1 pseudogene is annotated in these 1,161 nt (G+C 69.0%); it reads left to right on the forward strand.

The window, feature by feature from the left end:
* Positions 1–1,161 (forward strand): annotated as a pseudogene (locus EN932_RS36580) (autotransporter outer membrane beta-barrel domain-containing protein); the annotation flags it as partial.

Raw genomic sequence — 1,161 nt, forward strand, 5'->3', positions numbered from 1 at the left:
GTCGACCGGCATCGTTGCCCAATCGATCGGCGGCGGCGGCGGCAATGGCGGCTTTTCCGGCGCTGCCAGCTTCGGCGCCAGTGTGGGTGTCGGCGGCAGTGGCGCAGGCGGCGGCGATGCCGATGCCGTCACGCTGCGCACGGCTGATGGCGCGATGCAATCGATCACCACGGACGGCGCGGATTCGGCCGGCCTGATCGTGCAGTCGGTCGGCGGCGGCGGCGGCAATGGCGGCTTTTCCGGCACACTGTCGGCGATTGCCGGCTTCGGCATGGGGGGAAGAGGCGGCGCGGCCGGCAAGGGCGTGGCGACGGAAGCCACCTATAATGGTTCGGTCGAGACTTTCCGCGAAAGGTCGGCCGGTATCATCGTGCAGTCGATCGGTGGCGGTGGCGGAAATGGCGGCGGCCAGTTCGGCCTGAGCGTCAACGCAAGCGTGGGCATCGGTGGTTCGGGCGCGGGGGGCGGCGAAGCCGGGACGGCAAAGTTCTTCTCGACGACAACACTTGACGTCACGACCCATCAGTCGGACTCGGCCGGCGTCATCGTGCAGTCGGTCGGCGGCGGCGGTGGCAATGGCGGCTTCTCGTTGAACGGCGCGGGTCTTGTGGCTGCTGTCAGCATCGGCGGCAAGGCCGGCACTGCCAGCGACGCCAAGGCAGTGACGGTCGGCATCAATTCAGGGCTGATTCACACGCTTGGCGACCGCTCCACGGGTATCATCGCCCAGTCGATCGGCGGTGGCGGCGGCAATGGCGGCGGCACGGCTTCCGCCGGCCTCGGCGCCAACGTCACAATCGGTGGCAAGGGAGGTGGCGGCGGCACGGGCTGGACCGTCGATGTCACCAATGGCGCGGCGGTACACACCGAAGGTGTCCAGTCTCATGGCATCCTGGCGCAGTCGATCGGCGGCGGTGGCGGCTCAGGCGGATTTGCCGTCTCGGTTGGCGGGCCGTCCTTCTCGCTTGGCGGCGATGGCGCGTCGGGCGGCGGGAGCAAGAAGGTCTATGTCGAAAACACAGGCCTGATCAGCACGGACAAGGATATGTCGATCGGCATCTTCGCGCAGTCGGTCGGCGGCTCGGGCGGCGACGGCGGGTTTGCGATGGCGGCCGGCGCCTTTGCCGCGGTCGGCATCGGTGGCAAAGGCGGGGGCGGCGG

Source organism: Mesorhizobium sp. M7A.F.Ca.US.002.01.1.1 (assembly GCF_004022955.1).
GTDB lineage: Bacteria > Pseudomonadota > Alphaproteobacteria > Rhizobiales > Rhizobiaceae > Mesorhizobium > Mesorhizobium ciceri.